The sequence below is a fragment of the Afipia sp. Root123D2 genome (genome assembly GCF_001425835.1).
Taxonomy (GTDB): domain Bacteria; phylum Pseudomonadota; class Alphaproteobacteria; order Rhizobiales; family Xanthobacteraceae; genus Afipia.
Genome location: NZ_LMDP01000003.1, coordinates 152,821 through 177,870, shown reverse-complemented (window position 1 = coordinate 177,870; position 25,050 = coordinate 152,821). Strand labels below are relative to the sequence as shown.

24 protein-coding genes and 2 pseudogenes are annotated in these 25,050 nt (G+C 61.7%); 22 read left to right on the top strand and 4 right to left on the bottom strand.

All coding sequences use genetic code 11. The features are described 5' to 3' along the window. The first annotated feature begins 182 nt into the window (after positions 1 to 182). The 6 genes from ASC80_RS16065 (at position 183) to ASC80_RS16045 (ending at position 8,314) form a co-directional block, all read left to right on the top strand. Positions 183 to 4,502 (top strand): bifunctional class I SAM-dependent methyltransferase/DEAD/DEAH box helicase, encoded by a 4,320-nt coding sequence (locus ASC80_RS16065; protein WP_006018710.1) that lies wholly within the window; start codon positions 183 to 185, stop codon positions 4,500 to 4,502. Further along, positions 4,502 to 5,563, top strand: a complete 1,062-nt coding sequence (locus ASC80_RS16060; RefSeq protein WP_006018711.1) for a DUF7146 domain-containing protein — start codon at positions 4,502 to 4,504, stop codon at positions 5,561 to 5,563. The genes ASC80_RS16065 and ASC80_RS16060 overlap by 1 nt, the downstream gene beginning before the upstream one ends. Before the next feature lie 339 nt (positions 5,564 to 5,902). After that, positions 5,903 to 6,826, top strand: a complete 924-nt coding sequence (locus ASC80_RS16055; protein ID WP_006018712.1) for a DUF2493 domain-containing protein — start codon at positions 5,903 to 5,905, stop codon at positions 6,824 to 6,826. Between the two features lie 140 nt (positions 6,827 to 6,966). Continuing rightward, on the top strand, positions 6,967 to 7,416 hold the full coding sequence (locus tag ASC80_RS16050) for a hypothetical protein (RefSeq protein ID WP_006018713.1): 450 nt from the start codon (positions 6,967 to 6,969) through the stop codon (positions 7,414 to 7,416). 92 nt (positions 7,417 to 7,508) lie between these two features. After that, complete coding sequence (locus ASC80_RS23205) at positions 7,509 to 7,805, top strand: hypothetical protein (RefSeq protein WP_080654815.1); 297 nt, start codon at positions 7,509 to 7,511, stop codon at positions 7,803 to 7,805. A 188-nt stretch (positions 7,806 to 7,993) separates the two neighbouring features. Beyond that, positions 7,994 to 8,314 carry a DUF736 domain-containing protein gene (locus tag ASC80_RS16045; RefSeq protein ID WP_006018714.1) on the top strand — a complete coding sequence of 107 codons (321 nt, stop codon included), beginning with the start codon at positions 7,994 to 7,996 and terminating at the stop codon, positions 8,312 to 8,314. A 101-nt stretch (positions 8,315 to 8,415) separates the two neighbouring features. On the opposite strand, the gene ASC80_RS16040 is transcribed toward ASC80_RS16045, so the two are convergent. Beyond that, positions 8,416 to 8,664, bottom strand: a complete 249-nt coding sequence (locus tag ASC80_RS16040) for a helix-turn-helix domain-containing protein (protein WP_024337241.1) — start codon at positions 8,662 to 8,664, stop codon at positions 8,416 to 8,418. A gap of 146 nt (positions 8,665 to 8,810) precedes the next feature. On the opposite strand from ASC80_RS16040, the gene ASC80_RS16035 reads away from it, so the two are divergent. The 15 genes from ASC80_RS16035 (at position 8,811) to ASC80_RS15970 (ending at position 19,690) form a co-directional block, all read left to right on the top strand. Continuing rightward, complete coding sequence (locus tag ASC80_RS16035) at positions 8,811 to 9,083, top strand: hypothetical protein (protein WP_006018715.1); 273 nt, start codon at positions 8,811 to 8,813, stop codon at positions 9,081 to 9,083. Between the two features lie 165 nt (positions 9,084 to 9,248). Then, positions 9,249 to 9,443 (top strand): transcriptional regulator domain-containing protein, encoded by a 195-nt coding sequence (locus ASC80_RS16030; protein ID WP_006018716.1) that lies wholly within the window; start codon positions 9,249 to 9,251, stop codon positions 9,441 to 9,443. Between the two features lie 136 nt (positions 9,444 to 9,579). Beyond that, positions 9,580 to 10,020, top strand: a complete 441-nt coding sequence (locus tag ASC80_RS16025; RefSeq protein ID WP_024337242.1) for a DUF2285 domain-containing protein — start codon at positions 9,580 to 9,582, stop codon at positions 10,018 to 10,020. Positions 10,021 to 10,154: 134 nt separating this feature from the next. Then, positions 10,155 to 10,436, top strand: a complete 282-nt coding sequence (locus ASC80_RS16020) for a helix-turn-helix transcriptional regulator (RefSeq protein WP_006018718.1) — start codon at positions 10,155 to 10,157, stop codon at positions 10,434 to 10,436. A gap of 22 nt (positions 10,437 to 10,458) precedes the next feature. Beyond that, positions 10,459 to 11,340, top strand: a complete 882-nt coding sequence (locus ASC80_RS16015; protein WP_006018719.1) for a replication initiator protein A — start codon at positions 10,459 to 10,461, stop codon at positions 11,338 to 11,340. A gap of 289 nt (positions 11,341 to 11,629) precedes the next feature. Next, the gene (locus ASC80_RS16010) at positions 11,630 to 12,094 is read left to right on the top strand and encodes a DUF2840 domain-containing protein (protein ID WP_006018720.1); all 465 of its coding nucleotides are present in this window, start codon (positions 11,630 to 11,632) and stop codon (positions 12,092 to 12,094) included. Next, complete coding sequence (locus tag ASC80_RS16005; RefSeq protein WP_006018721.1) at positions 12,091 to 12,603, top strand: S26 family signal peptidase; 513 nt, start codon at positions 12,091 to 12,093, stop codon at positions 12,601 to 12,603. Before ASC80_RS16010 ends, ASC80_RS16005 begins: the two co-directional genes overlap by 4 nt. 2 nt (positions 12,604 to 12,605) lie before the next feature. Continuing rightward, on the top strand, positions 12,606 to 13,436 hold the full coding sequence (locus ASC80_RS16000; RefSeq protein WP_006018722.1) for a lytic transglycosylase domain-containing protein: 831 nt from the start codon (positions 12,606 to 12,608) through the stop codon (positions 13,434 to 13,436). Beyond that, positions 13,433 to 13,816: a hypothetical protein gene (locus tag ASC80_RS23820; RefSeq protein WP_156464435.1), complete on the top strand. Its 384-nt coding sequence runs from the start codon at positions 13,433 to 13,435 to the stop codon at positions 13,814 to 13,816. The genes ASC80_RS16000 and ASC80_RS23820 overlap by 4 nt, the downstream gene beginning before the upstream one ends. Next, the gene (locus ASC80_RS15995; protein ID WP_056299346.1) at positions 13,813 to 15,549 is read left to right on the top strand and encodes a relaxase/mobilization nuclease domain-containing protein; all 1,737 of its coding nucleotides are present in this window, start codon (positions 13,813 to 13,815) and stop codon (positions 15,547 to 15,549) included. The genes ASC80_RS23820 and ASC80_RS15995 overlap by 4 nt, the downstream gene beginning before the upstream one ends. A gap of 113 nt (positions 15,550 to 15,662) precedes the next feature. Beyond that, positions 15,663 to 15,917 (top strand): type II toxin-antitoxin system Phd/YefM family antitoxin, encoded by a 255-nt coding sequence (locus ASC80_RS15990; RefSeq protein ID WP_056299343.1) that lies wholly within the window; start codon positions 15,663 to 15,665, stop codon positions 15,915 to 15,917. Beyond that, positions 15,914 to 16,336 carry a type II toxin-antitoxin system VapC family toxin gene (locus tag ASC80_RS15985; RefSeq protein ID WP_056299340.1) on the top strand — a complete coding sequence of 141 codons (423 nt, stop codon included), beginning with the start codon at positions 15,914 to 15,916 and terminating at the stop codon, positions 16,334 to 16,336. The genes ASC80_RS15990 and ASC80_RS15985 overlap by 4 nt, the downstream gene beginning before the upstream one ends. A gap of 81 nt (positions 16,337 to 16,417) precedes the next feature. Further along, complete coding sequence (locus tag ASC80_RS15980; RefSeq protein ID WP_056299336.1) at positions 16,418 to 17,080, top strand: TenA family protein; 663 nt, start codon at positions 16,418 to 16,420, stop codon at positions 17,078 to 17,080. A gap of 153 nt (positions 17,081 to 17,233) precedes the next feature. Next, a complete protein-coding gene (locus ASC80_RS15975) occupies positions 17,234 to 19,249 on the top strand; it encodes a conjugal transfer protein TraG (protein ID WP_056300836.1) in 2,016 nt (671 codons plus the stop codon). Between the two features lie 3 nt (positions 19,250 to 19,252). Further along, positions 19,253 to 19,690, top strand: a complete 438-nt coding sequence (locus ASC80_RS15970; RefSeq protein ID WP_056299332.1) for a ribbon-helix-helix protein, CopG family — start codon at positions 19,253 to 19,255, stop codon at positions 19,688 to 19,690. A 461-nt stretch (positions 19,691 to 20,151) separates the two neighbouring features. Here the strand turns inward: ASC80_RS15970 and ASC80_RS15965 are convergent. The 3 genes and pseudogenes from ASC80_RS15965 to ASC80_RS15955 all read right to left on the bottom strand — a co-directional run bounded on the left by ASC80_RS15965 (position 20,152) and on the right by ASC80_RS15955 (position 24,358). Then, a pseudogene (locus ASC80_RS15965) lies at positions 20,152 to 20,921 on the bottom strand (enoyl-CoA hydratase). A gap of 287 nt (positions 20,922 to 21,208) precedes the next feature. Continuing rightward, positions 21,209 to 22,801 (bottom strand): GMC family oxidoreductase, encoded by a 1,593-nt coding sequence (locus ASC80_RS15960; protein ID WP_056300832.1) that lies wholly within the window; start codon positions 22,799 to 22,801, stop codon positions 21,209 to 21,211. 318 nt (positions 22,802 to 23,119) lie between these two features. Next, on the bottom strand, positions 23,120 to 24,358 hold the full coding sequence (locus ASC80_RS15955; protein ID WP_056299331.1) for a CaiB/BaiF CoA transferase family protein: 1,239 nt from the start codon (positions 24,356 to 24,358) through the stop codon (positions 23,120 to 23,122). 270 nt (positions 24,359 to 24,628) lie between these two features. Between ASC80_RS15955 and ASC80_RS15950 the strand changes: the two are divergent. Beyond that, positions 24,629 to 25,048: pseudogene (locus tag ASC80_RS15950) on the top strand (ABC transporter ATP-binding protein); the annotation flags it as partial. Positions 25,049 to 25,050: the final 2 nt, after the last annotated feature.

Sequence of the window (25,050 nt, the reverse complement as noted above, 5' to 3'; positions counted from 1 at the left end):
CACAGAGCGGGGCGGCTTTGGCCGTCCCGCGGTTGCTTGGGGACCGGTGTGTAGCGCTGGTCCCCATTCTTATTGGGAACGGCGGAGAGTGAGAGTCGGGCCGGGAAGGGTTTGAGCCGTCGGGGGCAAAGGAGAGCGCCTGATGGTTCGACCCATTCCTGCTCTCCGAAAGAATTCCTGCCATGACCGAATCTCTTGCCGGCGGCATCGCCACGCCGCTCTCCATGCGTGCCGCTGCAAATCTCACCTCTGCCGCTGTCAGGGCCGCGCGACAGGTCCTGACCGAGCTCGAACGCGGCCGTCGCATCGATGCCGCTGTTCTGCGTAGCGCCATGGAGTCTGCCTTTGGCGCCTCGGACACGGCCGGCGTTTGGAATTGGAAGACCGCCTATGACGTCTGCGAGGCGGCAGCCGTTCTGTTCCTTCGCAAGTTCGGCCCCGCGATGCGTGCCAAGGCTGGGTCGACGGCAGCAATGCTGCCGATGCTCACGAAGATCGCTAGCTGTCTGCCGACCCACACGCGGCGTTCCGAGGACAGCCAGGCGCTTCAGCAATTCTCGACGCCGATCCCGCTTGGGCTGGCCGCATGCGCCGCGGCTGGCATTACGCCGGCCGATCGCGTTCTTGAGCCTTCTGCTGGGACCGGTTTGCTCGCCGTCTTTGCCGAGCTCGCCGGCGGCGTTCTGGTCTTGAACGAGTTGGCCGAGGCCCGCGCGGCGCTGCTCGATCATCTCTTCGCAGGCGTTAAGGTCTCGCGGTTCGATGCTGCACAGATCGACGACCACCTCGACGCGAGTGTCGTGCCGAGCGTCGTTCTGATGAACCCGCCGTTCTCGGCATTGACGAACGTAGACCGACGGATGACGGATGCGGCTCTCCGTCACATCGCTTCAGCGCTCGCGCGTCTTGGCGACGGTGGACGCCTTGTCGCCATCACTGGCGCCAGCTTCGCACCGGATAACCCGGCATGGCGAGAAGCCTTTGTGCGGCTCCAGGAACGCGGGCAGGTAGCGTTTTCTGCGGCGATCGACGGCGCCATCTACGCGAAGCACGGAACACAAATCGACACACGGCTGCTTGTGATCGACAAGCTGCCCGCTGCCGATCCGACGGCTTTTCCGGCTTCGCCAGGCATGGCGGCCGACGTCGCTACCTTGCTCGACTGGGTGAACCAGCATGTGCCTCCAAGGCTGCCCGTCGCCATATCACCGGAGATCGTCGCTATCGAGCGGCCGGCTATGTCGCGATCGCTGGGCGCCGTTGCACCACGCTCATCGTCTTCTTCGAGAGACGCCGCGCCAGAAGGCGTCGAACTTACATACGAAACGGTCGAATGGTCGCCGCCGGAAGGCACCCGGCTCACCGATGCCCTTTACGAGGAATACGGATTGCAATCGATCCGTATTCCCGGATCGTGCGCACACCCGACCAAGCTCGTGCAGTCCGCGGCGATGGCGTCCGTTGCGTCACCGAAACCATCCTATCGTCCGCACCTGCCTTCGAGTCTGGTGGCAGATGGAGTTCTGTCGGACGCCCAACTTGAGAGCGTCATCTATGCCGGCGAGGCGCATTCTGAGTTTCTCGTGGGCTCCTGGACGGTCGATGCGACCTTTGATGTTATCGCCGCCGCGCGCGATGACGCAGAGAATGCCGTCCGCTTTCGCCGCGGCTGGTTCTTGGGCGATGGCACCGGCGCGGGCAAGGGCCGGCAGGTCGCCGGGATTCTGCTCGACAACTGGCTCAAGGGCCGCCGACGTGCCGTCTGGGTCAGCAAATCCGACAAGCTGATCGAGGACGCGCAGCGCGATTGGTCCGCGCTCGGGATGGAGCGCCTGCTCGTTACGCCCTTGTCCCGGTTTCGCCAGGGCACCCGGATCCGGCTTGCGGAAGGCGTCCTATTTACCACCTACGCCACGCTACGGACCGACGAGCGTGGCGAGAAGCTTTCGCGCGTCAGGCAGATCGTCGAATGGTTGGGCTCGGACTTCGACGGAGTGATCGTCTTCGACGAGAGCCACGCCATGCAGAATGCGATCGGGGGCAAGGGCGAGCGTGGTGACCAAGCGGCCTCTCAGCAGGGGCGCGCGGGCTTGAGGCTCCAGCACGCGCTGCCGAATGCCCGCGTGGTCTATGTGTCGGCGACGGGCGCAACCACGGTCCACAATCTCGCTTATGCCCAACGCCTCGGCCTTTGGGGCGGCGCCGACTTTCCGTTCGCCACCCGTGCCGAGTTCGTCGAAGCGATCGAGGAGGGTGGGGTCGCGGCCATGGAGGTGCTGGCGCGCGACCTCAAGGCGCTCGGCCTCTACGCAGCCCGCTCGCTCTCTTACGAGGGCGTCGAGTACGAGCTTGTTGAGCACCAACTGACGCCGGAGCAGGTCCGCATTTACGACGCCTATGCCGGTGCGTTCAGCGTCATCCATAATAACCTGGACGCGGCGATGCGGGCCGCCAACATCACCGGCGCAACGGGAACGCTGAACGGGCAGGCCAAATCTGCGGCACGCTCCGCCTTCGAAAGCGCGAAGCAGCGCTTCTTCGGTCACCTCCTGACCTCGATGAAGACCCCGTCACTGATCCGTGCGATCGAGAACGATCTTGAGGCTGGGCACGCCGCGGTCATCCAGATCGTGTCGACGGGCGAAGCGCTGATGGAGCGCCGGCTCGCGGAGATTCCAACTGAAGAATGGGGCGACGTCCAGGTCGACATCACCCCGCGCGAGTATGTCCTCGACTACCTCGCCCACTCCTTCCCGGTCCAGCTCTACGAACCCTTCACCGACTCGGAAGGTAACCTCTGCTCCCGGCCTGTCTATCGCGACGGCCAGCCGGTCGAGAGCCGGGAAGCCGTCGCACGCCGTGACCGCCTCATCGAGAAGCTTGCCTCGCTGCCGCCGGTACCTGGGGCACTGGATCAGGTCATCCAGCGCTTCGGCACCGAACTGGTCGCCGAGGTGACGGGCCGCTCGCGCCGCGTCATCCGCAAGGGCGACCGGCTGGTGGTCGAAAACCGCGCAGGCTCGGCCAATCTCGCCGAGACCTCGGCCTTCATGGATGACGTCAAGCGCATCCTCGTGTTCTCCGACGCCGGCGGCACGGGGCGGAGTTACCATGCCGAACTGTCGGCGCGGAATCGCCGGTTGCGCGTCCATTACCTGCTCGAGCCCGGCTGGAAGGCCGACGCCGCGATCCAAGGCCTTGGCCGCACCAACCGGACCAACCAGGCGCAGCCGCCGCTGTTTCGTCCGATTGCGACAGACGTGAAGGCCGAGAAGCGCTTTCTCAGCACCATTGCCCGCCGGCTCGATACGTTGGGAGCCATTACGCGCGGCCAACGTCAGACCGGAGGACAGGGCCTGTTCCGGCCCGAGGACAATCTCGAAAGCCAGTATGGACGTGATGCGTTGCGTCAGCTCTACACGCTGCTCGCGCGAGGCAAGGTCGACGGTTGCTCGCTTGGGAGGTTCGAGGATGCAACCGGTCTGAAGCTCATGGATGCCAATGGGCTCAGGAATGACCTGCCGCCGATCACGACCTTTCTGAACAGGTTATTGGCGCTCACCATCGACCTCCAGAATGTGCTGTTCACCGCCTTCGAGCAGCTCTTGACCGCTCGGATCGAAGGCGCGGTTGCATCCGGCACCTACGACGTCGGGTTGGAAACACTCCGTGCCGAGAGCCTTGTCGTCACCGACCGGCGGACGATCTATGACCAGCGGGGGACCGGCGCCGAGACCCGGCTGCTCACTGTCACACAGCGCCAGCGCAATCATCCGGTGAGTCTGGATGACGCTCTTGCTCGTCTTTCCGATCGTCAGGCCGTCCTGCTGGTCAATGAGCGCTCGGGACGAGCCGCCGTGCAGGTCCCCGCGGCGAGCGTCATGCTCGATGACGGCGAGATCGAGCGGCGCGTCCGTCTGATCCGGCCGATGGATCAGCACACGGTCCCCTTGAGCATGATGGCGGAGAGCCACTGGATCGAAGCGGACCGTGGGCGCTTCGCTGCGGCCTGGGTGGCGGAGCTTGCCGAGGTGCCCCAGTTCACGGAAAGCACGATCCACGTTGTGGCGGGCTTGCTGCTCCCTATCTGGAAGCGGCTGCCGAACGAATCAACCCGCGTCTATCGGCTCCAGACCGATGCGGGCGAACGCATCATCGGACGCAAGTTTTCGGCCACATGGGTCGCAAACGTCCTTTCGAGGGACGCGCCCGCGCTGACGCCGGACGCTGCCTTTGCCGCGCTGATGGAGGGACGCACCGTCCTCGACCTCGCGGAGGAACTCCAACTTCGCCGCGTCCGGGTGATGGGCGCCTATCGCATCGAGCTGTCCGGATTCAACGACACGATACGCGATCGCCTCCGTGCTTACGGCCTCTTTGGGGAGATCATCTCCTGGAAGCTGCGCATGTTCGTACCCACGGACGCGAGCGGCATCGAGGTCCTGTCCAGGGTGCTCGACACCTATCCGGTTACGGGCGTCAGTGAGCGGGAGGCCGCGTGATGGCCGGCGATGCTTCCGAACTGGCACGCCGCCTCTCGTGCGAGGCTGAGGCGGTGTGCCGACACTATCTCTCTAATGGCAGGCGGGCGGGGCGGTACTGGCTGGTCGGCGACGTCTACAATACGCCGGGCCGCTCGTTGTTCGTGCGGCTGCACGAATCACCGAAGGGACCCGCTGGGAAATGGACCGACGCCGCGACCGGAGAACATGGTGATCTCCTCGACATCATCCGCGAAAGTCTGGCCTTGCGAGACTTTCGCGAGGTCGCCGAGGAGGCGAGGCGCTTTCTGAAGCTGCCTCGTTCCGAGGAGCAATCACTCCCGAGGCCCGTTCGTCCAGTCGCGCCGGCCGGATCGCAGGAAGCCGCTCGTCGGCTCTTTGCGATATCCAACCCGATTGAAGGGACATTAGCCGAGGCGTACTTGCAGCGTCGCGGAATTAGTTGCATCAACCATGGTGGCAGCTTGCGCTTCCATCCTCGTTGCTACTATCGACCGGATGAGCATTCGTCGACCGAAACCTGGCCGGCGATGATAGCCTGTGTCACCGACCTCGATGGACGGATCACCGGCGTGCACCGCACCTGGCTAGATCCACACGGTTTTGATCGCGTGCGGCTCGGCAAGGCTCCGATCGACACACCACGACGCGCCATGGGTGACCTGCTCGGCAACGCCGTTCGCTTCGGCGTGGTCGATGATGTGCTCGCTGCCGGCGAGGGAATCGAGACCATGCTGTCACTGCGTTACGCACTGCCGGCCCTGCCCATGGCGGCCGCGCTTTCGGCTAATCATCTCGCAGCGATGATGCTGCCATCTGGCCTGCGTCGGCTCTATATCGCCCGCGATGACGATGCTGCCGGAGATACCGTACAGGCGATTCTCACGCAGCGCGCGGTAGAGGCCGGCGTTGAAGCGATTCCGCTGTCGCCTCGGGTGGGCGATTTCAACGAAGATCTGCACATCTTTGGCCTCGAAGCCCTCCGCGCATCGTTGCGGCTTCAGCTCGTACCAGAGGACGTCGTCCGTTTGCTGCATTCGTCGTTGGCAACCGCGGAATAGCCCCGGCAATTCGATGGGCATCGACAGGTCGGTCGCGGTGCGGCCACTGCCGGGAGAGCACGCGACCACGGCCTTCTAGAGGGCGATCGGACGGCAAGCGGCTCGGACCGGCAATGGCTGCGTCCGGCTATTTTCCGCCGCGCGCCGGCGACGAGAAGACACATTAGCCATCTGGCGAGCGCGCTTTGCATCGCGAAGCAAAATAGCCCGGCCTCCGCCATCCTCCGCTGCGCTTCGGCCCTCCGCTCTGCTCCGGGTTCTGGCCCGTTCCGCCTGCCGTCTGAGTGATCGCCACGAAGGCCGCGATGGTCGCGGCCGATCCGGCAAAGGATCGCCTCCATGACCGACCACGATGACATCGAACCACCGCACGACGCATCTCCGACCGAACACGTTCTTGCCGAATTGCAGCTCTTCGGTTACCGCCCCTTCGACGACCAGCCCGATCCACGGCCGCTTCCCGACGGCAGGATCATTACCGGTGCCGTCGTCGATATCTTCGATGCCCTGGTCGCGACGTTGAGCGACACGCGGCTCGAGCCGGACCTCGACGATCTGCTCTGGTCGACCGTCAACCTGTTCCACCGAGCCGTCGACCGCATCGGTCGCCAACTCGACGACAACGAACAGGCGCAACGGAAGAGTCAGCGCGAGCAGGACGGTTCCGAAGTTCGATCCGTCGAACTCGAACGCATCACGGCGGAAGGCACCACGTTGATCGAGCGACGCAACTGCCTGGAGCTCTTCCGTGACCAAGCCATCGAACGCTTCGAGACTCACACCGGCACATTATGGCGCCCCCGATCGGGATCGCTGGTGAACCACCGCACCCTGACCGCGGCGATGATCGACTCCCGCGACTTCATCGCAGCCAAGCGCCGCGCCGAGACCGAGATCCTGCTGCCCTCAGGGCCAAAGATCGCGCTCACCGGAGGGCTCGACTTCAACGACCACCACCTCATCTGGGATCGTCTCGACAAGGTTCATGCCAAGCATCCCGACATGGTCCTGCTGCATGGCGGCTCCCCGAGGGGGGCCGAACTGATCGCCTCGAAATGGGCGAGCAACCGCAAAGTGGCCCAGATCGCCTTCAAGCCCGACTGGACGAGGCACGCCAAGGCAGCACCGTTCAAGCGCAACGATGCCATGCTCGAACTCCTGCCGATCGGCGTCATGCACTTCCCGGGCACGGGCATCCAGGACAACCTCGCCGACAAGGCGAAACGGCTCGGCATCCCGGTCTGGATGTTCGGCGGCGCATGAGCGCCGTCTGCTCAACTGAAGTCTTTGAGGCGAAATTGCTCCCGCCGCAACTCCGCCTCGTTTCAGTCTCATATCCAGAGTTGCGCCGTGGTGGTGGTGGAAGGCGCGACTGGTAGATCTATGCACATGGAGCCACCACCATGCTCGCTATTGGGCTTGTTCTCAACACACTCGGCATCGGTCTGTTCTGCTGGGCGATCATTGCGCTTGCCGTGTATGCCCTGCCGTTTTTTGTCGCACTCATTATCGGGATGATGACGTTTCACAGCGACGCCGGCCTCATTGGCGCCATGCTTATCGCGACGGCCGGCGGTGCGCTGACGCTGGTCCTCGGCCAGGTCGCCTTTGCTGTTACTCGGTCCTCGGCCTTGCGCATCGCGATCGCAACAGCATTCGCTGTTCCCGCCGCCGTCGCCGGCTATCATGTGGTGTTCGCCGTGTCCAATATCGGGGTGCCCTCGCTGGCTTGGCGTGAAGTCTTCGCTTCCTTGGGCGCGGTTTGCGTTGGCGGCACGGCGATGACGCGCTTGGTGGTTTTGGCGAAGACCCGCCCGTTCGAGCCCGATGTGGTGGTGGAGAAACCGTCCTAGCCAATTCTTACGGCCGCATGGCCCCAGGGGCGATCGCTTACCGCTGCCATGTCGAATAGCTTCGTTTCGCGTAGATCGGCGCGGTGAACGGGATGATCGAACTTGAGCGCGGAGATCTCGTCCTGCTCGGAATTCATCGATCAAGCTGCCGACATTCGGTCTGGCCCACGCAGCCGCGGCAGAACGATCTTATCTCGATCCGTTCTTGGGAGACGATACCGCCTTTTGCAGGAGATTGTTTCTCTTTCCCCGCTGAATCGTTCACGCCTCTTGTTCATCAAAACCGAGATAGCCACGCTTCTCCAGATATCGTGGTTCAGCACGCGGACGCACGTGGCCTCGTTGATGGCTTGATCTGGCCGAAGACCGGCTTCGCCTCGATCGTCTGAGCCGCAACGCCGTTGATGCGACTTTCTTCCCCTGGGCTTCGCCCATTCCTCGCGAGGCAAGAAAGTCGCCACAACGACGTCCTCCGCTGCGCTCCGGCCCGAGCGGGTGCGTCGCCGATCGTCCTCGGCCCTAGATCGCCATCGAGGCCGCGGTGGTCGCGGGCTCGAAACACAACAGGAGAAGTGACATGGCTAACATCGGTTCTTTCAAGAAGGTCGGTAACGAATTCCAGGGCGAGATCGTCACCCTGAGCCTGAAGGCCAAGGGCGTCCGCATCGTCGCCGAGACCAACCGCTCCAATGACAACGCCCCCAGCCACCGCATCTATGTGGGCCGGGCGGAGATCGGCGCAGCCTGGTCGAAGCGTTCCGAGGAAGGCCGCGACTACCTCTCGCTCAAGCTCGACGATCCTTCCTTCAACGCGCCGATCTACGCGAACCTGTTCGACGACGAAGGCGGTGAAGGCTACACCCTGCTCTGGTCGCGGCCGCGCAAGACCGGCGAGTAGGCCACTTCATCAAGCCCCGTCCGGTCTGCCGGGCGGGGCTTCCCATCCTTCCAGGCGTCAGTGAGCGCGAACCGGCCGCCGGATCGAGCGGGTCGGCTCAATCACTCGGCCTGCCCCCGAGTCCTTTTCTTGGTGCTTGTGGGCGGGCGAGTGAGCAGGTCGGCGGCCTCGACACCCAGGCTGCGAGCGAGCCGATCGACAACGTCGATACCCGCCGCATAAACGCTTCGCTCGAGTGCGCTGATATAAGTGCGGTCAATTTCAGCACGATGAGCCAATTCCTCCTGTGACAAACCACGGGCCTGCCGGAGCTTCCGCAAATTGATTGCAAGTATCTCGCGTATATCCATACGCGAGAGGGCATGTCCTTGAAGAGTATTTCACCACGGAGTATTTTCGACAAAACGCGATCCGGACGGCTTCCGCGACAATTTTGGCGCTTCTGCTCCTTCCTGCCCGCGTGTTAGAAATTGTCTAAACTAAGGCGTGGAGTCTTATGAGGAAGCCGCCGCTCGACCCAGGCGTCGCCGACGCTGCGCCTGCAGATCAAATTCTCACTGCCTACGATGAGCAGCATGTCGTGACCTACATGCGCCTTCTGCAGGCCGAAAGCCAAGGGGCTGACTGGATGGAAGTCGCTCGAGTGGTGCTGCATATCGATCCGGTGCGGGAGCCGGACCGTGCGCGAAGCGCATATCAGAGTCATCTCGCGCGCGCCAAATGGGTGACCGAGCAGGGACGCCTCTTGCGCGGCACCGGCTCAAAATAGAAGAAAACCGCCGGCCGGCGACTTGCAGGCAGAACTATTTTCTTTTGCTGATCGGTGGTCATTCCGGTGCACCACGTGGTGCCAAACTAGGGGCTTCCTACAACCGCCTCGTTCATACCTATTGCGGCGCAATCGTTGTTAGCAGCGTGCAATGGGGCGGAAGCAATGCCTGAATTCGACTGGCGGTCGCCGGAATCCTACAAGAGCCTACAAGACGCCGAAATCACCGACATCGCCTGGGAATGTCTCCGCCGCAACGCCGGTTACCGGCGTGAGTACGAGGTGATGATTGCCAACAGCCCGAACGGCGAAGTGACTGACGAATTCAGGAGGAGGTGGGGCCTCTGCTTTCGCCCATGACCCGCGGCGGTCGTTCGATGAGCAGACGATCTTTTGGGCGCCTGAGGTTCTAGCGGCGGTCGTTCCGGTCAAGGTTGCCTCGGCCGCCGATCGCAGTTCAGCGCCTCAACCGCTGCTTGACCTTGCAGCAGGCCAGATGCGCCGCGCCGCCGACGGCTGGCACGCCGTGCTGCGCATCGGTGCAGTGGATCACCGTGTCTGGTCCAAGGATCCACCGGTGCTTGGCGCGTCATATGCAGCCGAACTGCCATTTGACGGCGATTTCGGCGCGCGTGCGTATGCAGCCCGCCGGCTGTGGCGCGCGATGAATGGACGCGCACCAGGTCCTGCCTTTCACCAACTATCTAAACAGCGGCGCGAACGCTTGAGCGCCGCGATCCGTGCGCTTGATGCTCGCAGCGCCGGCGGAAGCTATCGCGTTATCGCCGAAGCGCTCTTCGGCAAAAAGCGAATCCCCGACCGTGCCTGGAAGACCCATGATCTGCGCAATCGAACAATCCGCTTGGTGCAAGGCGGCCTTGCGTTGATGCGCGGTGGTTACCGCAAACTTCTGCGGTCCGGGCGCAGGGACGAATAGCCCTTCCGGTTGGGGGGTATCGAAAGCGGCCCCCTCCATATTCGGCATCCCCCTCCGAGATCTTGCTTCTCCATGATGACCGCACACACGCCGGCCTAGCCAGGCGTAGTGCGATGTCCTCCTGGAGTCCTCAAATGCCCGATCCGATGGCCGGTCTACCACCGCGATTCCTGCGTACACCTGAGGCCGCGCGCTATCTTGGCCTGTCCGGTCGCACGCTCGAGAAGCACCGCACGTACGGTACTGGACCGACGTATCGGAAGATCGGCGGACGTGTTGTCTACGCCGTCGATGACCTGAAAGCGTGGGCTGACCGCGGCGCCAAGACGTCGACGTCCGATCCCGGGAAGGGGACGGTACTGCCGGCCAAGAAGCAGCCCGCGCTGCGCCCGTATGCGGGCCAGGAACGTCGCTGATTGCCGCGTGAGAGTAGTGACCATGCGGCGCAAACACCATTCGGAGCGCGACCAGCTTGAGCTCTTTCGGGCGTTGCCCGGCGATCTTGCGCCGCGCGACGCGCAGGATCTGATGGCGTATCCGTTCTTCTCCCTCGCAAAGACTAAGCGGATCGTGCCGATCGACTTCCGTGCCGGTGCGATCGCAATTCGTGTCGAAGCCGTGCCGGAACACGGCATGGCGACGATCTGGGATGCAGACGTTCTGATCTGGGCCGCGTCCCAGATTGTCGAAGCCCGTGATGCCGGCCTGAAGACGTCGCGCCTGATGGCTGCAACGCCGTATGAAATTCTGACGTTCGTCGGCCGCGGCACCGGCGCACGCGACTATGATCGGCTGAAGGCGGGTCTCGACAGACTTCAGTCAACGACCGTGCTGACGTCGATCCGTCAGCCGGCAGAGCGGCGACGGCATCGCTTCTCCTGGATCAACGAGTGGAAAGAGACGGCCGATGCAAATGGCCGCCCATTTGGGATCGAGCTGATCCTGCCGGATTGGTTCTACGCTGGCGTCATCGATGACGCGCTCGTGCTGACGATTGATCGCGCCTATTTCGAGCTGACGGGCGGACTTGAGAGGTGGCTTTATCGTCTTGTGCGCAAGCACGGCGGACGCCAGGACGGCGGCTGGAGTTTTGATCTGGTGCACCTCCATGCCAAGTCCGGCATCCTCTCGCCCCTCAAGCACTTTGCTTACGACGTGCGCCAGATCGTCCAGCGCCAGACATTGCCCGGTTATCAGCTCGTGCTCACGCGCGACCCTGATGGCACCGAGCGACTGAACTTTGCACCCACGCCTGTTGATCCCTTAACGGCCCGCTTGCGCCGGCGCGGTCTCATTCCAAATTCGGAGGACAACCTGTGAATCAGCTCGTGCTATCGGGGACCGCAACCCTCGTGCTATCGGGGACCCGATCCTCGTGCTATCGGGGACCGGAATCGAGCTTAAGAGCTTGTTTCTCCGCGCTTTCCAGCCGCTCTAACTTTACTAACCGGAAATCCTTCGGATTTCTTCTAACGGAGCAGGCCGAAAGCGGCGTCGATGGCGCTCGGCAACGGCAGTCCGACAGGCCAGCCTGCCTTTGCAGGCGATACACACTCTCGACCGAGCCCCAAGCTCACGGCTGCCAGCCCCAGCGTCCGGGAGCCGCCGCATGAGCGATCTCACGGAAGTGGAAGTGTTGTGGCTCGAGAAGCGCATCGAAAACCGCATTCGGTTCGGTCGCATTGTCGGGGAACGGAAGCTTGATCGCCATCGGCGTGTCCTGTCATTCGCGCCAGGCAGCATCTTTGCCTTCGTCCGGTGGACCTCCAACGACTTTGGCACGATCATTTCGCGCATCGACATCTTGCGCGCGGTCGCACTGGGACAGCGCTGCTCGACCGTTCCTTATGTGACGCCCGGCGGTGAGATTCTGCTGCGCCTGTCCGGCTGGCCGAAGGTCGAGCGCGTGCTGCAGATGATCGATGCCGTTGAGGCGCTCGGCGTCGATCCGGCTGATGTCGCTCCCGACCATTGGCATCACGTTCACAACCGTCTGTCCGTTAATGAAAACCCGCGCCCGTATACGAAAGCGCGCCATCAGGCCTGGCTCCATCGCCAAAGGGTGATGCGATGACGGGCCGCCTACCGATGCTGGCCGTGACGATTGGGGTCGCTGCTGCGCTCATCGCGACGATCGTCCTGGAGCCGATTCCGCTATACATCTGGAACGCATCCGCGAGCGTGCCGATCGGTCTCTACCGCCTCCGACCGGCGGACCAATTCCAAGTTACTGAATTGGTCGCCGTGCAGCCGCCGGAGCCGCTCGCGACCTTCCTCGATTTGAACGGCTATTTGCCCATTGGCGTGCCCATGCTGAAGCGCGTGCTCGCCCTTCCGGGGCAGAGTGTTTGCAGAACCGGCCTCACGATTTCGGTCGACGAGGTCGCGGTGGGCGAGGCGAAGGACCGCGACGGACGCGGCCGGCCGCTGCCGAAATGGCAGGGCTGCCGCGTCGTCGGCGACGGCGATCTGTTTCTGATGAACTGGCAGTCGGACGACTCTCTTGATGGCCGGTATTTTGGATTTCTTCCGGCATCCAGCGTGATCGGCCGTGCGATGCCGGTGTGGACGTGGGAGGGGTGATCGTGCGTATTCGACGTGTTCTCCTCGCCATGCCCTTGTTCGATCGATTGCGGGATCATTCCTCCGTCTCGATCGATGTCTGCAAGGCTGGCGCGAGCCCGACCGCGTGCTTGGGTCGGTTGGGCACGCGCGTTTGTGCAGTCGTGCCCGTGATGCTTCTTCTGACCGCGTTCGACGGTGCTGCTTTGGCCCAGAGCGGATCAACCGCCCAGCCGGCGATCAGTCAGACCGCTCACTCATTTGCCGGCTTCATCAATGAAGCCGCACAACGCTTTGCGATTGCGCCGAACTGGATCCGATCAGTCCAACGCATCGAGAGTGCTGGTGACGTGCACGCCAGATCGCCAAAAGGCGCAATGGGCCTGATGCAAATCATGCCAGCGACTTGGGCGGAACTTCGTGTGCGCTACAATCTCGGGAACGACCCCTACGACCCGCACGACAACATTCTGGCCGGTACGGCGTACTTGCGCGAACTGCTCGATCGGTATGGCTCGCCTGGCGTGTTTGCGGCGTACAATGCGGGACCATCTCGCTATGAAGAGCATCTTGCGGGCGGCTCTCTGCCAGACGAGACGCGAGCATACGTCGCAAAGCTTGCAAATCTGCTTGCCGTCGAACTGCCGCCGAGGTGGACGTCCGGCGGACAGTCATCAGCAGCTGCGACGCTATTCGTCACGCGATCCGATCTCATGAAGACGCGTGATCGGTTGTTGGCGCTCATGCCGTCTAGCGGTGTCACGACCGCGTTCTCGGCGCCCGATGTTTCGCCCATGGTCCCCCGGCCAATTGGCATGTTCGTCCCTCGATCGGATTCGGGAGTATCGCGATGACCAGGTGTGCGGGTTCGCAAGCTGATGGTGTATGGGCGATGCCTTCGGCCCGCGCTCTACTCGTCGCTTCGCTCCTCACCGAGCCACCCTTCGGGTGTCTCGGCCCTTCGGGTAACGATCGCTATCGCAAGCGCTCGGAAGCAGTGGGGGCTTCGCGAGTTGGCGGCCAGGTCGCGGTGGCTCTTTCGGGAACCGGCGACCCGGAGACCACGACGGCAGGACGGCAAGATAAAAAGCCGCACATCGCGGCTTGGACGGTCGGTTGTTTTGCTTCTGCTTTTTCCGATTTTTTGCACATCGTGGATCGTCGTCACGATGTGCGCGTCTTTATTTTCGCGAATGATTTCAGTGAATATCGCACATCGCGAGTTCAGCTATGACACGCGATGACGATTTCCATGTTCGCCCAGGGCGCATCCGCTCATCGCGAGCGCAGCGCGCCTTGCCTTTTGTCGCTCAGGCGCTCGCCGCCGCGCAGAGGGCCGGCGGCCGCATCTCGCGCTCCGGCAAGATCACCGCGGGCCGCGGCCCGCATTTCGCGCGCGGCCGCGTCGCAAGCATCCGCGCCAATCGCTTCATCACCAGCCGCACGCGATTCTGCACCGTCAAGGCGCTCGTGGTCCGCAACAAGAGTCCGCGCGGTCCGCTCGCCCGTCATCTCAACTATCTCCGCCGTGATGGCGTCACCCGTGACGGCGAGCGCGCGAAGATGTTCGGCCCGGAGACCGACGACGCCAACGTCAAGGAGTTCACCGAGCGCTGCAAGGACGACCGGCACCACTTCCGCTTCATCGTCTCGCCCGAAGACGCGAGCGATATGGAGGATCTGAAGCGGTTCACCCGCGAACTGATGGCGCAGGCCGAAAAGGATCTCGGCACGAAACTCGAATGGGTTGCGGTCGATCACTGGAACACCGACAACCCCCACGTCCATGTCATCGTGCGCGGCCGCGCCGATGATGGTCGCGACCTCGTGATCGACCGCGACTACATCAAGAGCGGGATGCGCGATCGTGCGCAGGATCTCATCACCCAGGAACTTGGACCGCGCACCGATCTCGACATCAGCCGCGCGCTGAGCCGTCAGGTCGAGGCCGAGCGCTGGACCCAGCTTGACCGCCAGCTTGTCCGCGACGCCAACGAGCAGGGCGTCATCGACGTGGCGCCGTCACCGGACCGGCAGCCCGACGCATACCTGACGCAAAAGGTCGGACGCCTGCGCCACCTCGAACACCTCGGCCTTGCCGAGACCATCGGCTCCGGTCAGTGGATCATCGCCAAGGAGGCGGAATCGACGTTGCGCGACCTCGGCCAGCGCAACGACATCATCAAGCGGATGCACCGCGCCCTCGACGAGCAGGGCATCGCACGTGGCGCGGCCGACTATGTCCTGGCCGGCGAGGCGCATGGCGCCCCGATCATCGGCCGGCTGGTCGAACGCGGCCTCGACAACGAATTGGTTGGGACGGCCTATGCCGTGGTGGACGGCGTCGACGGCCGCACCCACCACATCAAGCTCCAGGACATCGAGTCGGCCGGCGACAGCGCGCCGGGCTCGATCGTGGAATTGCGATCCTTCGAGGACGCGAAAGGCGAGCGCCGTGTCGCACTGGCGGTCCGATCCGACCTCTCCATCGAGGCGCAGGCGACGGCGAACGGCGCGACCTGGCTCGACCGCCAGCTAGTCGCTCGCGACCCCGTTGATCTTGGCGGCGGCTTCGGTCTGGAGGTGAAGCAGACGATGGAGGCCCGCGCCGCACATCTGATTCAGGATGGCATGGCGCGGCGCGATGGCGAGCGCATCCTATTCAACCGGAACCTGATCGGTACGCTCCGGCAACGCGAGCTGGACGCGCTCGGCGACACGCTCGCGGCCGAGACCGGTATGCCATTCCAGAAATCTGCTGAAGGTGAATTTGTCGCCGGCACGTACAGCCGGCGCTTTGCACTCGCGTCTGGCCGCTTCGCCATGATCGACGACGGCCTCGGCTTCAAGCTGGTGCCATGGACCCCGTCGATCGAGAAACATATCGGGCGGCATATTTCCGGGGTGGCCCGCGCCGATGGCGGCGTCGATTGGTCGTTTGGTCGCAAACGGGGGCTCGGGCTGTGAAGGCTAGGGTGCGCGGACCCGTGGCGGATGGGCATGGTCGCTGCCCAGCGGTTTGATCTTGAAATCCAGACTGGCCTGGCCTATGTAGGTACTTGCCTACATGGAGGTGCGTCGTGACCATCACCACTCTTTCCAGCCGCGAGCTGAATCATGACGTCAGCAGCGCCAAGAAGGCCGCACAAGACGGCCCGGTCGTCATCACCGACCGGGGCAAGCCCTCCCATGTGCTGATGACTTATGACGAGTTCTGCCGCCTCAGCGGCAAGCGCTGCCGTTTGACCCAAGCCCTCGCCATGCCGGGCCTGTCGGACATCGACTTTGATCCGCCGCGTGTCGAGATCGCGCCGCGCGGGGTCGATCTGTCTTGAATTATCTGCTCGACACCAACGTGGTTTCTGAACTGCGCAAGATCGGCGACGGAAAGGCCGATGCCAGGGTCGCAGCATGGGTCGATACCGAGGACGCCGAGAGCTTCTTCATCTCGGCAATCACCATCCTTGAGTTGGAACGCGGCGTGCTCGGCATCCAGCGTCGCGACGCCGCGCAGGGCGCGCGCCTGCGCGCCTGGCTGGACAATCATGTCCGGCCGGAGTTCGCCGGACGCATCCTGCCCATTGATGACCAGATTGCGATGCGCTGCGCGCATCTGCATATTCCCGACCGGCGCAACGAGGTCGACGCGCTGATCGCCGCGACGGCGCTTGTCCACGGCTTGACCGTGGCGACGCGCAACGTCCGGGATTTCGAGGGCACGGGCGTTGTCGTAGTCAACCCTTGGCAGGATTGATCCGGTCTCACATGTCGATGATCCGGCCGGCATGTTAGCGGCCGCTGCTCAAGGGCTTCCTGCGAAAGTGAGAGTTGAGCGATGGACGTCTTCGACCGGCTGAAAGCAGCCACAGCAGACGACTGGCAGAGCTACGTCGACCACGACTTCGTCCGCCAGATGGGCGCTGGCACGCTGCCGCAGGCGGCGTTCCGAACCTATCTCGTGCAGGACTATCTGTTCCTGATCCAGTTCGCCCGCGCTTATGCGCTCGCGACCTACAAGAGCCGCACGCTGGCGGACATGAAAGCGGCGCAGGCGGGGGTGGCGGCCATCCTCGACGAAATGGATCTTCATGTACGGCTGTGCGGCCGCTGGGGGCTGTCACCGCAGGACATCGAAGCCGCGCCCGAGCATCAGGCGACGATCGCCTATACCCGTTTCGTGCTGGATTGCGGCGCGGCCGGCGACCTGCTCGACTTGCATGTCGCGCTCGCCCCGTGCGTCATTGGTTATGCGGAGATCGGCCGCCACCTGGTGCCAGAGGGAGTCGACGCGCTCGGCGACCATCCCTATCGCGAATGGATCGCCGAATATGCAGGCGATGCCTATCAGGCTGTTGCGGCCAAGGCGCGACGCCATCTCGATGACCTGGCCGCGCGGGCGATGACCGAACGGCGCTTCAATGAACTCGCAGCGCTGTTCGGCAAGGCGTCGCGACTCGAAGCCGACTTCTGGCAGATGGGATTTGATGGGGGTCGCTGATCGCTATGTCCAATGTTGACGATTTTCCGCACGCCGCAAGTCTTTTTTCGATCACCTACGCTGTTCTACGATAACTGACACAGGCGCAGTTGAAATCTCCGCACTCCTTGCTCTTCTACGGAATATTGCAACGTGCAGGGAGATTTGCTCGCTGTGTCAGCCAGTCGAGTCGTGTGGGGCCAGATCTGCGTCGTGTTCGCGATCGTGCTGCTCGCGGTCTGGGCCGCGACGCAGTGGGTTGCGTGGCGGCTCGGCTTTCAGCCACAGCTCGGCTCACCCTGGTTCGCGCTGGTCGGCTTGCCGATCTATCCGGCGCCGGCTTTCTTCTGGTGGTGGTTCTTTTTCGATGCTTACGCGCCACACGTCTTTCTGGAGGGCGCCGGTATTGCGGCTTCGGGTGGACTCGTCGCGATCGCTGTCGCCATCCTCATGTCGATTTACCGGGCGCGCGAAGCCAAGGACGTGCGTACCTTCGGCTCGGCTCGCTGGGCCGAGCCGGATGAGGTCCAGTCCGCGGGTCTTCTCGGCGACGATGGTGTCGTTCTCGGCCGGCTTGACCGAGCCTATCTGCGACACGACGGCGCCGAGCATGTCCTGTGCTTTGCGCCGACACGATCCGGCAAAGGCGTCGGTCTTGTCGTGCCGACGTTGCTGACCTGGCCGGGCTCGTCGATCGTGCATGACATCAAGGGAGAGAACTGGGAATTGACGGCGGGCCTGCGCGCCCGCTTCGGTCGTGTGTTGTTGTTCGATCCCACCAACGCCGACTCGGCCGCCTACAATCCGCTGCTCGAGGTGCGGAAAGGCGAGTGGGAGGTGCGGGACGTTCAGAACGTCGCCGATGTACTGGTCGATCCGGAAGGTTCGTTGGAGAAGCGCAATCATTGGGAGAAGACATCCCATTCGCTCCTGGTCGGCGCGATCCTCCATGTGCTCTACGCCGAGAATGACAAGACACTCGCCGGTGTCGCGGCCTTCCTGTCCGATCCGCGCCGGCCGATCGAGGCGACATTGTCCGCCATGATGACGACGCCGCATCTCGGCGAGAAGGGGCCGCATCCCGTCATCGCCAGCGCGGCGCGCGAGTTGCTCAACAAGTCCGATAACGAAAGGTCGGGCGTGCTCTCAACTGCCATGTCATTCCTCGGCCTGTATCGCGATCCCGTCGTCGCGGCCGTCACTGCCCGCTGCGATTGGCGGATCGCGGATCTCGTGTCTGGTGAGAAACCCACGACGCTCTATCTCGTGGTGCCACCTTCCGACATCAGCAGGACGAAGCCGCTTGTGCGTCTCGTGCTCAATCAGATCGGTCGCCGGCTGACCGAGGACTTGCACGCGAAGGGCCGGAGACATCGGCTGTTGCTGATGCTCGACGAGTTTCCGGCGCTCGGCCGACTCGACTTCTTCGAGAGCGCGCTTGCTTTCATGGCCGGCTATCAGATCAAGGCATTTCTCATTGCTCAGTCCTTGAACCAGATCGAGAAAGCCTACGGCCAGAACAATTCCATCCTGGACAATTGCCACGTCAGGGTCAGCTTTGCGACCAATGACGAGAGGACGGCGAAAAGAGTCAGCGATGCGCTCGGCACCGCGACCGAGATGCGCGCCATGCAGAACTATGCCGGCCACCGTCTCGCGCCCTGGCTTGGCCATCTGATGATCTCCCGCTCCGAGACGGCGCGGCCGCTGCTCACGGCCGGGGAAGTGATGCAACTTCCGCCCGACGACGAGATCGTCATGGTCGCGGGCGTTCCGCCGGTCCGCGCCAAGAAGGCACGGTATTATGATGATCGGAGGTTCAAGGATCGGCTGCTGCCTGTTCCAAAAGACCCAAAAGCGGGCTTCGCCCCGAAACGCAACGACTGGTCTGCGTTGAAGCCCGTCGCCGTGCCAACGAGCAAGAGCATCGTCACACCGGAAGCTGCGACCGTACCAAATGGCGCGGCCAAGCCGGACGACGATCCTGCAAATGCCGGTCTCCGCCGCGAACCTGGGCTCGAGCGGCATAAGGATATCGCACCGGAACCGATGGCGACCGCCACCAACGAGTTCGATCCCGATGCCGACGAGTCGGAGCGCGAGGTTGTCGCCAATCGTGCGCTGGCACGCGACATGCGGTTGATAGCGCGGCGGATTGCTCTGGACCCCGGCGACGGCATGGAGTTGTAAGTCATGACGCAGCAGTCCGACATCGCGCCACCGTCCGGGAGGAAGAAGCGGCTATCGATCTATCTCGATCCGAACCTCTCGCATCGCTTGGCCGACCACGCGGGTCGCCGCGAGCAGTCGCGCTCGATGATCGCCGAAGCTGCCATCGCCTCATTCCTGTCACCCGACGCTGATGAGCGCCGGGAGGCCGCCTTGGCCAAGCGTCTCGATCGGATTGATCGCAACATTCAGCGTCTGGAGCGCGACATTGGCATCGCCAACGAAGCCTTCGCCATTTTCATTCGCGCCTGGCTGACATCGACCGCGTCTTTGCCGGAAGTCGCGCAGGCGTCGGCGCGTGCCAAGGGCGGCGAGCGTTATGATAGATTCCTAGAGGCACTCGGCCGGCGGCTCGCAAACGGGCCACGGCTCAGGCAAGAAGTGCCAGAAGACTGCCGGTGAGTAACTTGTTTCTATGCCAACTGCGTAGGTTAGCCAGCGCATATGCGGTTAATGTGAGCTTCCTTCCTAACGCCGTGCTTTTCGAACGTGCGGTAGAAACTCGTCTGAACTAAGGGACGTGCTCCCCTGTGCGCCAGGAATGCAGTAAAGCATCTATGGCATGTTCCGCTATGACGAGCGTATCAATCCAATCCATCGTGCGCGTATGCTTTGGAAAGGTGACGATGCCGTGAATTGCAGCAATGATAGTGCCGACCGCTTGTTTCGCAGATACGCGCGGGTTATCGCGGGTCTCAAGCAGTTCGCGGACAATTCTGTTGTAAAGCGAATAAGAACGATAGGCGAGCGGCCGAAAGGCACGCCGTCGTCGCCTTGGGCGTCAACTCTGACAGCTTTCGTGGATCGCCTGAGCATCACGAGAACTTCGCGCTTGCAGCCATCGATCCAGGAGTTATAGCACTTTAGCTTTTCGATGAAGAGAGACGCTTATCGAGGAAGGCATCAATGCCTTCCCCTGCATCTTCCTCCATCATGTTCTGCGCCATGACCTCGCTCGCCAACGCATAGGCTGCGGCGCGAGTGCGCTCGTGCTGAGCATAGAACATCGCTTTTCCGTGACGAATCGCAGCGGGGCTTTTGGCGATGATCACCTTCGCCAGATCCTCTATCGCGGTGTCAAGTTCGGCAGCGGGAACCGCGCGATTGATCAAGCCCCATTCCTCGGCGGTCGCCGGATCAATGAATCGTGCAGTCACAAGCATCTCGAATGCCCGCTTGGTTGGCACGTTGCGCGAAAGGGCTACCGCCGGTGTGGAACAGAACAACCCGACATTGATTCCAGAGACAGCGAAGCGCGCCTCATCCGAGCTACGGCCAAATCGCAACTAGCTACAAGTTGGCAGCCGGCAGCGGTGGCTAAGCCATGGACACGGGCAATGACCGGAATTGGCAGTGCGATAATCGTCTGCATTGCGTCGGTGCAGCGCGCAAAAAGCTGCCTGTAGTAATCAAGACGCGGGTTGGCTCGCATTTGTCGCAGATCGTGCCCGGCGCAGAACGCCTTGCCGGCGGCTGACAGAACCACGCAGCGGACCGACGGATCGGCTGCGATCAGCGCAAGCTCCTCCTTCAGAGTAGCCAGCAATTCCTCCGATAAACCGTTGAACTGAGCGGGACGATTGAGGCAGAGATTTACTAGGCTTAGGTGGCGTCCGCACCTGATCTCCGGCACGGCTGTCCCAGTTAGACCTTCCTTATCAAACAATCAGAGCAGCACGGACGTCGTTGACAATTGCGGCTGACGTCCAAAAGGGTAATCAAATCCATAAAAGGAGCCCGGGACCCGTCATCGGACCTCGGGCAGTCTAGGGAGGGCGCACTTCGGCGCTTGCTGCCATTTACTGACGCCTTCGCGTCAGACCGCCGACGACGAGCGGGATCACGGGAAATCAAGTGATAGCCTGTGTGATGAAAGGCAAGGTTTCAGACTGTTCCTGCCATTGAGGAGAGAACATTGGGTCACTTCCCCGCAATCAACTCTGCAGCTTTCTCCGCCATAGCCATAATCGGCAGATTGGTGTTTCCGCTAATCACGGTCGGCATAAGTGAGCCATCGATAACGCGTAGATTGTCGACGCCTCGAACCCGCAGCTTGCCATCGACGACGGCGTCGCGATCTTCGCCCATACGGCAGGTTCCGACGGGGTGGTAGATCGTTTCTGCGCGTGCTCGTATCCACTTCTTGCGCGACTCCGGGCTCTTAAAGGCATCGGGATCGAGCTTCCGCTTAATGAGCTTTTGGAGCGCAGGCTGATCGATAATATCGCACATCTGTCTAACGCCCTCTTGCATGCTGACGAAATCGCTCTCGTCCGACAGAAAGCGTGGATCGATAGCGGGCATGTCCAACGGATTTGCCGAACGCAGTCGCAATGTTCCGCGGCTTTTCGGACGAAGCTGGCAAACGCGAATGCCAAAGCCGTGCGGTACACGCTCGCCCGGCGGCGGATTTCGAAGCGCGACGATGAGATGAGCCTGCCACTCGGGCCACTGCGAATGTTTATCGGGACCCCAGAACGCTCCAGCTTCAACGCCTTGGGAGGTGGCGGGACCCGTGCCGCGGAACATATATCGCGCGCCCGCTAAGCCACCTCGGATTAATCCGAGATACGGAGTCAGTGTGATGGGTTGGGATGCCTCCAGCCGGATTGCGCAATCGAGGTGATCCTGCAAGTTGCTGCCGACGCCTGCGGAATCGATCACGGGCTTGATGCCGAGCGATCGCAGATGTTCGGCGGGTCCAATTCCCGACAGCATCAACAATTGTGGTGAGCAGATCGCGCCGGACGTCAGCAATACCTCGCGCTCCGCGGGGATGATTACCTCACGTCCGCCTTTCTCAATCACGACGCCCCGAACGCGCGTACCCTCCAACGCCAGCCTCCGAACCTGGCAGTTGGCCATGATGGTCAGATTGCTCCGCCCCTTTCCTTGATCGAGAAACTTGAATGCTCCGGAGCGTTTGCCATCCGCGATGGTGAGTTCGTAGAAGCCCGCGCCGATCTGAGATGGGCCATTGAATCCGTTGTTCTCGGGCAGGCCGGCTGACTTGGCGCTTTCAATGAAGGCTTTCGAGATTGGATGTTGCAAGGTGCCGTAAGACAAGCGGATAGGACCAGAATAGCCTCTGTCTTGATTGTGCTGGGACGTAACTCCGCTGGCGTCCTCGATCTTCCTCAAATAGGGGCGAAGGCTTTCGTATCCCCATTCCGGCAGGCCCTGCGCCGCCCACGCATCGTAATCTGCGGGGTTTCCCCGGATCGCTATCATAGAGTTGATGGCAGATGATCCTCCCACAACCTTGCCGCGGGGAATGTAGATTTTGCGGTTATTTAGTCCGGATTGAGGTTCAGTCCAAAACTGCCAGTTGTGTTTTGGACTCGTATAGAGCACGCGAATGCCTGCGGGCATATGAACAAAGATTGAAGAAGCAGGAGATCCAGCCTCAAGCAGCAACACCTTCACGTTGGGATCTTCGCTCAATCGTGCGGCAAGCACGCACCCTGCCGATCCTGCGCCGACGATGACATAATCATATCCCGAGAGCTTCATTTCCATCCCCTATTTTTGTCAAAGCCGGCGAACGGCTTGTTCGTGCAACGACCAAAACCGCCAAGTCCAGATTGCGGTTTGAGACTTGCAAAAGGCACTTCCGAACCCTAGTCTATCCTACCAATCTGGTAGGACCATTTATAGTGACCAGAGATTGGCCGTCAATGGAGAGGTCATCTCATGTTTCCATCCTGGAGAATTGCAATCCTGCTTTTCAGCGCAGGATGCCTCGTTCTGCTGCTAGCTCCCGAATCCGCTGTCCAGCCAGAAAAGGCGATGGTCCAACGCGCGATATGGGCTCTGGGCCCCTAACCGCGCTCAGGAGGTTCCAATATCGATAATCTGCCGCTCATTTAGATTTTGAATTGCTGCCGAGTCGTACTTCAGTACGGATTTGAGAATGTACGCCGTATCTTCGCCTCGTCGTGGCGGGCTTTTTGTATATTCTATCTTCGTCCCGGAAAACTTGATCGGGTTTGCAACGAGAGGGGCTGTTGTGCCGGCAGAGTGGGGAAGCTTGATCTGCATCTCCCGATGGATCACTTGTGGGTGAGCAAACACCTCATCCAGTCGATTGATAGGCGCACAAGGGACCCCCACGGGCTCCAGAATAGAAATCCAATACTGGGTCGTCTCCCGTACCAGATGGTCATCCAGTAGGGGTATAAGTTGGTCACGATTTTTGAGCCGATCCGTGTTCGTGACGAAGCGACCATCGGTCGCCAATTCTGCCAGACCAGCAGCAGCACAGAATTTCCGGAACTGCTGGTCGTTGCCGACAGCGAGCACGAACGAGCCATCCCTTGTCTTGAAGACTTGATAGGGGACGATATTTGGATGCGCGTTGCCGTATCGCTTGGGAGGCACGCCGGTTGTGAGGAAGTTCAAGTTCTGGTTGGCAAGAACGGCGACCTGGACATCCAGCAGTGCCATGTCGATGTGCTGTCCTTCCCCGGTACGCTCGCGATGCAGTAACGCGGAGATGACACCCGTCGCGCTATACATACCTGTGAGAATATCGACGATCGGAACTCCGACCTTCTGAGGGCCTCCGCCGGGTCTGTCGTCACTCTCTCCGGTAATACTCATCAGGCCGCCTATAGCCTGAATAGCCATATCGTATCCTGCTACATCTTTCATCGGGCCGGTCTGGCCGTAGCCGGTGATCGAGCAGTAGATAATGTCAGGCTTCAGTTTTTTGAGTGACTCGTAGTCAAGGCCGTAACGCGCCATGTCGCCAACCTTGTAGTTCTCGATCACGAGATCAGCCTGCTGGGCAAGCGCGCGAACAATGGCGCTCCCCTCCTCAGTCGATATATCGACGCATATCGAATGCTTGCCGCGATTAGCACTCAGGAAATACGCGCTTTCGGTCGTGTCGACTCCGCCGTCTTTCCGCAGAAAGGGTGGGCCCCATTGCCGCGTATCGTCGCCCGTTCCTGGACGTTCGATCTTCCAGACCTCAGCTCCGAGATCGGACAGCAACTGTCCCAGCCAGGGCCCAGCGAGAATTCTTGAAAGATCGAGCACTCGGTAACCCACCAACGGTCCAGCCATCACACTTCCCTGACATTTGCGCGTCGAATAGCCACACGACCCGCGCGGCTTGCGTCAGTGTAATTGGACACACCAAAATGGTCAAACCACACTGGGACGATGAATGATGGAGGTGGTCGGTGCTTTGTCGCGCTGGAGACGCGGCGCTAGGAACGTTGTCTCAATGTGGCGAAGCTTGACATCTCACCATGAACAACTTACGGTCATACCAAATTGGTTTATCCAATTAAAAAATGAAACCGGGAAGAACGTGAAGCGGGGTCCTGCCGAATGGCTCGAGTAACTCTCCAGAATGTCGCGAAATCCTTTGGTGGAGATCGAGGGCCGTGGGCGGTCCAGGACTTTTCTCTGGACATCGCCGATGGCGAGTTGGTCGTTTTCGTCGGACCGTCAGGTTGCGGCAAGTCCACGACGCTGCGCATGCTGGCGGGGCTCGATGACGTTACCTCGGGCAAGATTCTGATCGGCGGAAAGGACGTCACCGCGCTTCCACCAAAAGATCGCAACATTGCGATGGTGTTTCAGAACTACGCTCTCTATCCGCAGAAGTCGGTTTTCGAAAACATGGCCTTCGGCCTTCGGGTGCGAGGAACGCCAAAAGAGGAAATCGACCGTCGCGTGTTCGCTGCGGCGTCAAATCTTGGCCTGGAGGCGTTACTTGAACGTAAGCCGCGTCAATTGTCGGGCGGTCA

Excerpts from the sequence above, each read along its gene's own strand:
- ASC80_RS16065 (WP_006018710.1), top strand. The coding sequence starts at position 183 with ATGACCGAATCTCTTGCCGGCGGCATCGCCACGCCGCTCTCCATGCGT.
- ASC80_RS16060 (WP_006018711.1), top strand. The coding sequence starts at position 4,502 with ATGGCCGGCGATGCTTCCGAACTGGCACGCCGCCTCTCGTGCGAGGCT.
- ASC80_RS16055 (WP_006018712.1), top strand. The coding sequence starts at position 5,903 with ATGACCGACCACGATGACATCGAACCACCGCACGACGCATCTCCGACC.
- ASC80_RS16050 (WP_006018713.1), top strand. The coding sequence starts at position 6,967 with ATGCTCGCTATTGGGCTTGTTCTCAACACACTCGGCATCGGTCTGTTC.
- ASC80_RS23205 (WP_080654815.1), top strand. The coding sequence starts at position 7,509 with ATGATCGAACTTGAGCGCGGAGATCTCGTCCTGCTCGGAATTCATCGA.
- ASC80_RS16045 (WP_006018714.1), top strand. The coding sequence starts at position 7,994 with ATGGCTAACATCGGTTCTTTCAAGAAGGTCGGTAACGAATTCCAGGGC.
- ASC80_RS16040 (WP_024337241.1), bottom strand. The coding sequence starts at position 8,664 with ATGGATATACGCGAGATACTTGCAATCAATTTGCGGAAGCTCCGGCAG.
- ASC80_RS16035 (WP_006018715.1), top strand. The coding sequence starts at position 8,811 with ATGAGGAAGCCGCCGCTCGACCCAGGCGTCGCCGACGCTGCGCCTGCA.
- ASC80_RS16030 (WP_006018716.1), top strand. The coding sequence starts at position 9,249 with ATGCCTGAATTCGACTGGCGGTCGCCGGAATCCTACAAGAGCCTACAA.
- ASC80_RS16025 (WP_024337242.1), top strand. The coding sequence starts at position 9,580 with ATGCGCCGCGCCGCCGACGGCTGGCACGCCGTGCTGCGCATCGGTGCA.
- ASC80_RS16020 (WP_006018718.1), top strand. The coding sequence starts at position 10,155 with ATGCCCGATCCGATGGCCGGTCTACCACCGCGATTCCTGCGTACACCT.
- ASC80_RS16015 (WP_006018719.1), top strand. The coding sequence starts at position 10,459 with ATGCGGCGCAAACACCATTCGGAGCGCGACCAGCTTGAGCTCTTTCGG.
- ASC80_RS16010 (WP_006018720.1), top strand. The coding sequence starts at position 11,630 with ATGAGCGATCTCACGGAAGTGGAAGTGTTGTGGCTCGAGAAGCGCATC.
- ASC80_RS16005 (WP_006018721.1), top strand. The coding sequence starts at position 12,091 with ATGACGGGCCGCCTACCGATGCTGGCCGTGACGATTGGGGTCGCTGCT.
- ASC80_RS23820 (WP_156464435.1), top strand. The coding sequence starts at position 13,433 with ATGACCAGGTGTGCGGGTTCGCAAGCTGATGGTGTATGGGCGATGCCT.
- ASC80_RS15995 (WP_056299346.1), top strand. The coding sequence starts at position 13,813 with ATGACACGCGATGACGATTTCCATGTTCGCCCAGGGCGCATCCGCTCA.
- ASC80_RS15980 (WP_056299336.1), top strand. The coding sequence starts at position 16,418 with ATGGACGTCTTCGACCGGCTGAAAGCAGCCACAGCAGACGACTGGCAG.
- ASC80_RS15970 (WP_056299332.1), top strand. The coding sequence starts at position 19,253 with ATGACGCAGCAGTCCGACATCGCGCCACCGTCCGGGAGGAAGAAGCGG.
- ASC80_RS15960 (WP_056300832.1), bottom strand. The coding sequence starts at position 22,801 with ATGAAGCTCTCGGGATATGATTATGTCATCGTCGGCGCAGGATCGGCA.
- ASC80_RS15955 (WP_056299331.1), bottom strand. The coding sequence starts at position 24,358 with ATGGCTGGACCGTTGGTGGGTTACCGAGTGCTCGATCTTTCAAGAATT.